This window comes from Bacillus sp. FDAARGOS_527, assembly GCF_003812125.1.
In the GTDB taxonomy this organism is placed as follows: Bacteria; Bacillota; Bacilli; order Bacillales; family Bacillaceae_G; genus Bacillus_A; species Bacillus_A paranthracis.
In genome coordinates, this window is sequence record NZ_CP033789.1 from 266,204 (window position 1) to 276,458 (window position 10,255).

Sequence of the window (10,255 nt, forward strand, 5' to 3'; positions counted from 1 at the left end):
GTTGATGGGGTTCAGCCGAGATACGTGTAAAAACGGGGCATGAGCTGTAATATATTTCCATTGTTGGGTTTTTAGATAAAAATATCTACCTCATGATTAACAAAAAGCTGATTACCTATGCGCTATAAATGAACTGCCCCAATTGTTAAACAAAACCTAGCAATTGGGGCAGTTCATAGTTATCATTTGACTCTTCTAGTGACCTTCTCAAGTAAAGCACCCTTTGGTTGAATAAGATTTATTTATTCATTCCCATCAATCGCTTAATTGTTCTTATTTGGGGTACAGTCACATGCCCATCAACTTAAGAACGAAAACAAAATGAACTTTCGTTCAAACAAACTAAAAAACACGTAATGTACTTTTGGTATTGAAAAGTACACACACCAAATAAACTCTAACGAGTTTCATTTTAAAAATTATGCAGCTTTCTTTTGTTTTCCAAACCCATTATACTCATAGACAACACCCATAATATCAAAGATAGTTTTCTTCTCATATCGATGAGATTTCCGTCCATTCTTCTGTAGGAGGTCGAACAAACGGATTAAAATCTTTGTTAGATTTTGGGTGTTTCTCTGTATCGCTTGATATAACAGCGATACATGATCTTGAATCATCCCAATGGCTTTATATTCACTTAATTCTCTTTTGTTCTTTTGCAAAAGAAGTTTACGCATCTTAAACATCGTAGAAGAACAGATAAAGATGGCAATAAGTCTTCCATACACATGACATTCTAATCGCTCTTTTTTGATAGTTTGCCAATGATGAATTTGAAATAAGGATTTCCACGTTTTAAAAATAATTTCTATTTGCCAGCGAAGGGAGTAAAAGTCATGTATTTGTTCCATCGGAACAACTCCTTCAGGCGTATTTGAGACATATATGTTGATACCCGTTAATCGTTTACTCTTTTCTGAAAATGTAATACCCTTTTTACTTTCAGTGTAACTTTGTTTTTTTCTACGTTCCTGTATCTGTTTGTCTGTTAAACGATAGATAATTACACGTGTGAATAGTTTTTGATTCTTTCCAATGTAAGCTTCTTTTATTTCGTATGTTTGACCGGGTTTTAAATTGTTCATAATATGTTCTAAATCAACTTGGATATACTGTGATTGCTTTTTTACGGTTCCGTTTCGAAAGTATTCTGGAAACGGATTTTTTACATACACGGTATGGTTTAATTTTAATCTGGATATATAATAAGCACCTCGTTGATCCATTTGATCTAAGTCTTCTAATGAAAAATAACCTAAATCACGGATACATAAATCGCTTGGACGTAATGTGTCTAAGCATTCTGTTCCAAAGGTCTTATCATTATTTTTTCCTGGACCTATCTGAAAGTTTAGAAACTGTCCGCTATGTAAGTCATATTCTAATTGAATCTTGATACCCGCTGTTTGTGCACAACCACCTGATCCAGGATATACATGGGCTAAATGTTTTGGTACTTGGAAAATCGTCGCATCTAAAATACGAATTCGTTGAAAATACGTGAGCGCCGCGCTTGAAATGGCCGATGTTTCACAGATTTTACTTTTCCATAATGCCGAAAAAATATATTTCAAAAATTCAACCGCTTTTTTATCAAAGCGTTTATTGAGTCCTTCTGGACTCATAAGAGTGCCTGTGGCCGCATGTAATTGACTGCATAGTCGAACAAGCGAGTCACTCGCTGTACGTTGACTTACCCAAATACATATGGTAGCTAATTCATTTCCAGAAAACTTTCGTTTTCTTTTTACAAAACCCAATTCTTTTGCGAGTTCTTCCAAAAGAGAAGGGGTTAAATGACGATACAGTTCTTCAGAAAATAGTTGTAATTCATCTTGAATCGAAAGATTCATAAAAAATGTCACCCTTTCTAGCTAGCTTTTTAGAAAGAATAACGTTTTTTGTCACTTGGGGGTAGTGAAAATTCTTAAGTTGATGGGCATGGGGTACAGTCAGGAAAATGCGGATTTACAACGCTAAGCCCATTTCCCCGACTATTCCCCCAGTTTTAACAACGTTAAGAAAGTTTCAAGGGTCTTAAAGAATCTAACGAGACCATTTTCTCCGAATTAAAATGGTATTCTCCAAGTAAATTAATATGTTCCCAACCTAGAGGTGACATATGGTGCAATAATTCTTCATTAAAACTACCTGACCGTTTTTGATATTCAACTGCCTTTGTTAGATGTAAAGTATTCCAGATACTGATGGCATTGATAATGATGTTTAAAGCACTGGCTCTTTGCAATTGATGTTGTATAGTCCGTTCCCTAAGCTCACCTTGTTTTCCGAAGAAAATAGCTCTTGCTAATCCGTTCATGGCTTCTCCTTTATTTAATCCCCTTTGTATTTTTCTTCTTAATGATTCATCCGATATATAATTCAAAATAAAAATTGTTTTTTCTATTCGACCCATCTCACGTAAGGCTATAGCCAAGCTGTTTTGTCTTGAATAAGATCCTAGTTTCCCCATAATAAGGGATGCTGAAACTGTTCCTTCTCTTATTGAGTGAGCTAATCGCAAAACATCCTCATAATTTTCTTTAATGACCTTTGTATTTATTTGTCCACGTAAAATGGCTTCTAATTTTGGATACTCACTTGCTTTATCTATTGTAAATAATTTTGAGTCTGCTAAATCTCTTATTCTTGGGGCAAATTTAAATCCTAATAAATGAGTCAGTCCGAATATTTGATCTGTGTAACCAGCTGTGTCTGTATAATGCTCTTCTATGTTTAAATCCGTTTCATGGTGCAACAAACCATCTAAAACATGAATCGCATCCCTTGAATTAGTATGAATAATCTTTGTGTAGTAAGAAGAGAATTGATCACTAGTAAAACGGTAGATGGTGGCTCCTTTTCCAGTTCCATAATGTGGGTTTGCATCTGCATGTAGTGATGAAACACCTAACTGCATTCTCATACCGTCTGATGAGGATGTTGTACCGTCTCCCCAATAGGAAGACAATTGTAATTTGTGATGAAAATTTACTAATACGGCTTGGGCTTTATTCATTGCATCTTCATACATGCGCCATTGAGATACATTGGCTAATTGCTTATATGTAAGTCCGGGTGTTGCTTCAGCCATCTTGCTTACACCTATATTCATTCCCATTCCTAAAAGGGCAGCCATAATAATAATCGTTTCTTCTTTATCCGGTTTTCGATTATTGGAAGCATGAGTAAATTGCTCATGAAATCCTGTTATATAAGCAATATCCATCAGTAAATCGGTTAATTTTATTCTTGGTAGCATCTGATAAAGGCTTGCACTAAACTTTTTTGCTTCTTCTGGTACATCTTTTTCTAAGCGTGCAAGTGACAGCTTTCCTTTATCAAGAGAAACTCCATCTAACTTGTTGGAATTGGCAGTTAACCACTTTAACCTTTCATTAAGGCTGCTGGTTCTCTCCGTTATATAATCTTCGAATGATAAACTAACTGATAATCTCGTATTCTCTTTCGTTTGATTCCATGTAAATTCGGAAAACAAATATTCCTCAAAATCTCTATATTGTCTGCTGCCAACAATGGAAACATCTCCTGCCCGAACATGCTCCCGAAGTTCTGTTAAAACAGCCATTTCATAGTAATGACGATTGATTGTTGTACCATCATTCTCGTATAAATGCTTTTTCCAACGTTTTGAAATAAAATCCACAGGTGAGTCATCAGGTACTTTTCGTTTTCCGGATTCGTTCATTCCTCGGATAATCTCTACAGCTTGTAAAAGTGGCTCATTTGCCTTTGTAGAATGAAATTCCAACACCCTTAATAGCGTTGGCGTATATTTTCTTAGTGAATAAAATCGTTTTTGCAGTAAGTCTAAATAATCATAGTCAGCAGGACGTGCAAGCTCCTGGGCTTCTTCGACCGAAGAGACAAAAGAATTCCATTCAATAACGGATTCTAAAACCTCAAAAACGTCTAATTTTTCCTGTTTTGCTTTGATCAAAGCTTGTCCGATGTTCGTAAAGTGTATAACTTTCTCATTCAGCTTTTTACCGTTCAGTTTCTGAATTTCCTCTTGAGCCTTACGACCTTTTGATAAGAGACTAAGTATTTGTCTGTCATGAATTTCAAAAGCTTTATCCGTCAAATCTTGATTAAGATGTAATAAATAGACGGTTAGTATTGAATATCGTTTATTTTCCTGAAAATCACGGAATGCATAAGGTTCATATCTTGAACCCAAGCGAGACAGCTGTAACAGGCGATTGCGGTGCAAATGATTAATTTGCACCGTTTCTAATTCCATTCCTCGTATGTATTCGAGTCGTTCTATTACTTTTAAAAAGGTTTCGGGTGAAGGATGTCCCGGTGGTTCTTTTAACCAATCCAATATCGTTTTATTGGATTCTGACGAATGCTGCAAGGTAATAATATCTTCAAGTTTTTCTTTTTGTTCATTTGTTAGGGATTGACTAACCGTGTTAAATAGCTTCTTTTCAGCCATTGCCCTTGCTTCCCACACTATTCTTTCAAGTGTAGTGATAGCAGGCAGTATGATTTTGTTTTTTCTTAGAAAATCTATGCATTCATGTAGTAGATGAATGGCATCACCATTTTCCAAAGCCAATTGATGTAGGTGCTTAAATGTCATTCTATATTCTTTCAGGCTTAATCACAGGGTTACTGCTCTAGTCCGTCAGATATATTACAATAAAAGGAAAATGGTTTAGCTTTGCTGCTTTTCTTAGTTATCTTGATGGTCTCTATGTTTGAAATTATACTATTAAAAAAACATGTAGATCAGAGGGAGAACCAGTGAAGAAAAATTGGAATGAAGAAGAGCTTTTAGCAAACTTTATGTTAATGCCAAATGAACTACATCTATCTATGGGGAATAAAACAGAAACGAACCGTTTGGGCTTTGCCGTGTTACTAAAGTATTTCCAACAGAAAGCTAGATTCCCTAGCCAAAAGCAAGACATCCCAAAAGTAGTGATCGAGTACATAGCGAAACAGCTTGATGTTTCGCATGATCAATTTGATGAATATAGTTGGGGTGGAAAAGAAAAGACTTATACCCGACATCGAAAAAATATAAGGGATTTTTTTGGATTTCAGGAGCTTACACGTACAGATAATGATCGTTTGGGACAATGGTTAGAAGAACAAGTTCAGTCTACACATGATACAGACTATTTAAAAAACCAAGCATACAGTCTCTTTCGTAAATGGAAAGTTGAACCTCCTTCTATTGGGAGCTTAAAGCGTATGATTGACTCTGCCATTGATACTTTTGAAAAGAGCTTATATAAAATGACATATCAGCAATTATCTGCTAAGACGTGCACTCGGTTAGATGCTTTACTTGAGTCCCATGCTGATGAGGATTCTGATGGAGAGGAAACCGACATTTTAACTTTTCGTCAACTATTATCTTCTCCTCGTAAACCAAGTGTAAATGCGATGGAGATGGAGGTTAAAAAACTGTTAGCTATACGACATCTCCAAATTCCTAATGGTTTGTTTCATCATATGACTCCAAAATTACTAAAGAAATATCGACTTCGTGCAGCTACTGAGACTGTAACGGAATTGCGAGCACATCCAGCACCCATTCGCTACACCTTACTTGCCATCTTATTTTGGCATCGTCATGCTGAAGTTATCGACTATTTAGCTGATCTGTTGGATGAAATCACTCTCAAGTTCGGAAATAAGGCCAAGAATACTACCCGTAAAGAAGCAGTAGAAGAGTTGGAAAGGGTTCAAGGGAAAAATAAACATATTATCAACTTATTAAAAGCGACGGTTAATCATCCAGATGGAATTATTCAAGATACTCTATATCCGATTGTAGGCGCTTCAACAATTCGGGATATTATTAAAGACATGACAAGAAATCACCGAGAATACAAAGAAAAAATCTATATAAAGATGCATTCTTCCTATCGGGGGCATTATCGGATTGCTTTCTGTAATATCTTAAAAAATCTTACGTTCAGATCTAATAATCAATCTCATCAACCTGTCATTGAAGCTCTTCAACTAATTCGAGAATATGGTGATAGTGGTCAACGTTTTTTTGCAGCTAATGACGAAGTTCCTATTGAAGGAGTGATCCAGCCCAAATGGAAGGATATCATTATTGAGACGGATAGTAAGGGAATGGAGAGGGTTAACCGAATCAATTATGAGATTGCTGTTTTACAAACACTTCGAACGCGCCTCCGGTGTTTTACCGTTAATATCAATAACATGTGTTGTATTATCGATTTTACGAGTACTGATGTTAGAATTTACTTTATCAAAAGATAATGTAGAACTGCCCCACATTTCATTAAATTCAACCTCATATATACCAGCTAGTTCTGGCCAATTGATTTCTACAACATGTTGTTGGTTACCATCTAAAATTCCTTGTTCCATATTCGTTTCAGAACCATAGGTCCTAAAATTACTCTCAATCCTTACTTCTTTATTAAAACAAGTATAAAATGATTCCTACTTCAAATACTAAAAAAAAACTATTGAAGGATATGATTCAAATGACACTCCATCTAAATAAAAATAACTGCCCTAATTATGAAAAAATTAAATACATCCTCAACGAATCACCAGACTTAATGTGTAGAACACTTGAAGTTGGTGGAGATTGTCTCGAAGTTATTTTCATGAAAAATTTAATTAAACAAGAGTTTCTAAATGAGTATGTAATTAAATACATTCAACAACTTCCGATAGAATACATAACTTACTCTTATTTATTGAAAAACATACCAATGAACGAAGTAAAGAAAAACCTTAAGGAACAAGAGATTATCTCTTCCCTCTTAAATGGATTCGCTTATATTTACTTATCAGACGAAAGTAAAGCATTTATGGTAAATTGCGCCAACCCTATTGAAAGATCTATTGAGAAAGCAGAAACAGAATCATTGGTATACGGTCCTAAAATATCGTTTACAGAATCATTATCTTCTAACATTAAAATTATAAGACGAAATCTAAATGATTCTAATTTGTGTACAGATGAATTAAAAATAGGAGAACGTGTTAAGAAGCAAGTAAGAATTATATATCTTAAAGATATAGCGGATGATGACACACTTAAAACACTTAAGGAGAAGTTTGAAAATATAAAAACTGATAATATAAGTGACAGTTCAGTATTGGCACAATGTCTTGAAGATAATCATTACTCATTTTTTCCACAGTTTATATTAACAGAGTTGCCCGATAGATTCCTCTACTCTATTTTAAACGGACGGATTGGTGTTCTTATAGATGAAAGTCCAATTGCTATTATTGGACCTGCTAATTTTTTTTCGTTTTTTGAATCAACAGAAGACATATATTTGAGATGGTCCTTAAGTACTTTTATAAGATTTATACGATTATTTGCTATGGCAGGGTCACTATTTCTTACAGCATTTTATGTTGCAACCATGACATTTCACTCTGAACTAATTCCATCTAAATTGTTACTTATAATTGGGCAATCACGTTCACAAGTTCCTTTTCCACCTTTGCTAGAAGCACTTTTACTCGAATTATTAATTGAATTACTTAGAGAGGCTGGGGCACGCCTTCCGTCAAAAGTAGGGCAAACAATGGGGATTGTTGGAGGTATTGTTATTGGCCAAGCAACTGTTGAGGCAGGTTTAACTAGCAACATTTTAATTATTATTGTGGCATTTAGTGCATTAGGGGCATTTACGGCTCCTATTTATGAAATGGGCACTGCTATAAGAATTGCTAGATTTCCTTTCATTATTCTAGCAGGTGTTGGGGGATTAAATGGGATTATTATCGGTGTCTGTGTAATGATGGTCCACTTGTTAAAATTGACATCATTAAACAAACCTTATCTTGCACCTCTATACCCTTTTAGGATTAAGGATATAAAATACTTCTTAATACGTCTACCCCACCATTTTTATATGAGACGTCCTGTTGTCAATCGCCCAAAAGATTCATTCCGCACAAGGTGGAGATTTAAAAAAACAGAAAAAGATTTAGATGAATTTTGAGGTGGATAATGAAATCAAATATTAGTTTTGTAAATGCCTATATGGCTTTCTTTATCATACACACTTCGCAAATTGGTATGGGCATACTTGGAGTCCCGAAAATTATTTATCTTGAATCTAAGAAAGATGCTTGGATCTCAGTTTTACTATCCGGTCTATTCATTAGTATTATCACTTGGATTATTATTAGCATACTTAAAAAACATGGAAACTGTAATCTTTATGAAATACACGAAAATTTATTTGGTCGCTTTATAGGAAGTATCATCAATACCTTAATTGTCATTTACTTTATTGCTGTACATTACTCTATCATCATCAGTTATGTTGAATTGTCCCTAACATGGGGATATGAAGGAGTTTATGAATGGGTAGGCACCTTAGCGCTATTATTAATAACAATTTATGCAGTATCAGGTGGATTCAGAGTAGTTGCAGGGATATGCTTCTTATCCTTTTTAATGACTATATGGCTGCTATTTGTGATGTATCAACCACTTGATTCCATAAACTTAACTAGAATTTTACCCATCATGTCGACAACTCCGTCAGAAATGATGAAAGGAGTTTTTAAAAGCAGTTATACAATGTTGGGTTTTGAGACTTTATTTTTTATTTTTCCTTTTATAAAGGAGAAAAAAAAACTACTTCTATTCAGTCAATTAGCAATCTGGTTTACCACACTTCTTGTTTTAATTGCAACTGTTATTTCCATATTATTTTTTAGCCCTAAAGAATTAGAAAAACATATCTGGCCTATTGTCAGTATGATAAGCGCTGTCCATTTTCCATTTATTGAGCGCTTTGAATCTATAGCAGTTTCATTATGGATATTAGTTATTTTTCCAAATTTATGTATAATCCTATTCATTTCTTCCAAAGGAGTTAAACAAATATTTCATTTAAAACTAAAACATGGAATATGGGTAATCTCAATAATCATTTTTATCACGAGTTTTTTTATCACAAAAAGAGTCGACAATAACCTTTTGATTGATAAAGTTGGTCAAGTAGGCTTTTACCTATGGTTTATCTATCCAATATTCTTATATTTCATTTCAATCATTAAATCTAAAATCTTTTCACGTTCAAAACGGAGTTGAAAAAATGAAAATATGGCTTATTCTACTACTTTGTTTCTTTCTCTGTACGGCATGTATGCTACCTGAAAAAATATTAGAAAGGCAAGGAATTTCAACTATTATTGGTTTTGACTTACTTGATGAGAATACATACAAAGGCACTATTAGCTTGTTACAATTCGACCGTAAAGAAGAAAAGACGAGTGTAACCCTTTCTGCCGTCGGAACTACAAGCAAACAAATAAGACAAAATTTAGAACAACAGACAAGCCACGACCTTACTTCTGGTCAATTAAGGACAATTTTATTTGATAAATATATGACAGAAATGATAGGGATTTCATCTTTTCTAGATACAATGCAACGAGATAGTAGCATCGGATCTTTAATTTTTTTGGCAATTACAAACAATGCTGAGAGTACAATTAATAATAAAAACTATGAAGAATACCCTGAAATGGGGTCATATATTTATCAATTATTAGATAAGCACGAAAAGAAGGAAATGTTAATAAACTCCAACTTGCATGATTTTATTTCCACACTATATGAAATTGGTATCGATCCTACCTTACCTATTCTATCGAATGAGAATGGTGTAGCACCCTATTTAGATGGGGTTGCATTATTTAGGGATGATAAAATGGTTGGTTCTATTTCCATGAAAAAAACCCTGTATATAAAATTATTCACCGATCATAATGCTTTTTTGGGGGATATAACTTTAAATATTCCTGCAGAGGTATTAGAAGAAAAGGGAATAAAACTAGTCGAAAAGCAAAAAGGAGATAAATTTAATATTACAATTCACCCAATAAAGTACCGCGGAAATGTTGAATTATCTCAGAAAGAGTCGGTTAATTTAAATGCATCTATTTTAGTTTCAACTATAGAATTACAGCCTTCTGTTACTCTTAAAAATAAGGAATCAATAAAAAAAATGGAGCTAATAATTGAAGAAGAACTAAACAAAGAATTCGGGGATATTCTTGAGAAGTTTAGAAAATTAAATACTGATCCAATTGGCATTGGAAGAAAAATAAAAAGTATAAGAAAATATTCCAATTTAAATGAAAAAGATTTGAGAGGAAAGTATTCCACATTAAATTTAAAACCAAATATTAAGGTAGAAATAAAACGAACTGGGGCAGTTGATTAGTTCACGAATTACTTGTGAAGAAC

General features: G+C 34.1%; 4 protein-coding genes and 2 pseudogenes. 4 read left to right on the plus strand and 2 right to left on the minus strand.

What is annotated here, in order from left to right:
- Window positions 1-419: 419 nt before the first annotated feature.
- Window positions 420-1,856 (minus strand): IS4 family transposase, encoded by a 1,437-nt coding sequence (locus tag EGX95_RS01390; protein ID WP_001053964.1) that lies wholly within the window; start codon window positions 1,854-1,856, stop codon window positions 420-422.
- A 164-nt stretch (window positions 1,857-2,020) separates the two neighbouring features.
- Window positions 2,021-4,630 (minus strand): annotated as a pseudogene (locus EGX95_RS01395) (Tn3 family transposase); the annotation flags it as partial.
- A 146-nt stretch (window positions 4,631-4,776) separates the two neighbouring features.
- On the opposite strand from EGX95_RS01395, the pseudogene EGX95_RS01400 reads away from it, so the two are divergent.
- The 4 genes and pseudogenes from EGX95_RS01400 to EGX95_RS01420 form a co-directional block, all read left to right on the plus strand.
- Window positions 4,777-6,195 (plus strand): annotated as a pseudogene (locus tag EGX95_RS01400) (DUF4158 domain-containing protein); the annotation flags it as partial.
- A 311-nt stretch (window positions 6,196-6,506) separates the two neighbouring features.
- Window positions 6,507-7,991, plus strand: a complete 1,485-nt coding sequence (locus tag EGX95_RS01410) for a spore germination protein (RefSeq protein WP_000172442.1) — start codon at window positions 6,507-6,509, stop codon at window positions 7,989-7,991.
- 8 nt (window positions 7,992-7,999) lie between these two features.
- Window positions 8,000-9,094, plus strand: coding sequence for a GerAB/ArcD/ProY family transporter (locus EGX95_RS01415; protein ID WP_000841206.1), 1,095 nt, complete (start codon window positions 8,000-8,002; stop codon window positions 9,092-9,094).
- Between the two features lie 4 nt (window positions 9,095-9,098).
- The gene (locus EGX95_RS01420; protein WP_000708191.1) at window positions 9,099-10,232 is read left to right on the plus strand and encodes a Ger(x)C family spore germination protein; all 1,134 of its coding nucleotides are present in this window, start codon (window positions 9,099-9,101) and stop codon (window positions 10,230-10,232) included.
- The last annotated feature ends 23 nt before the right edge of the window (window positions 10,233-10,255 follow it).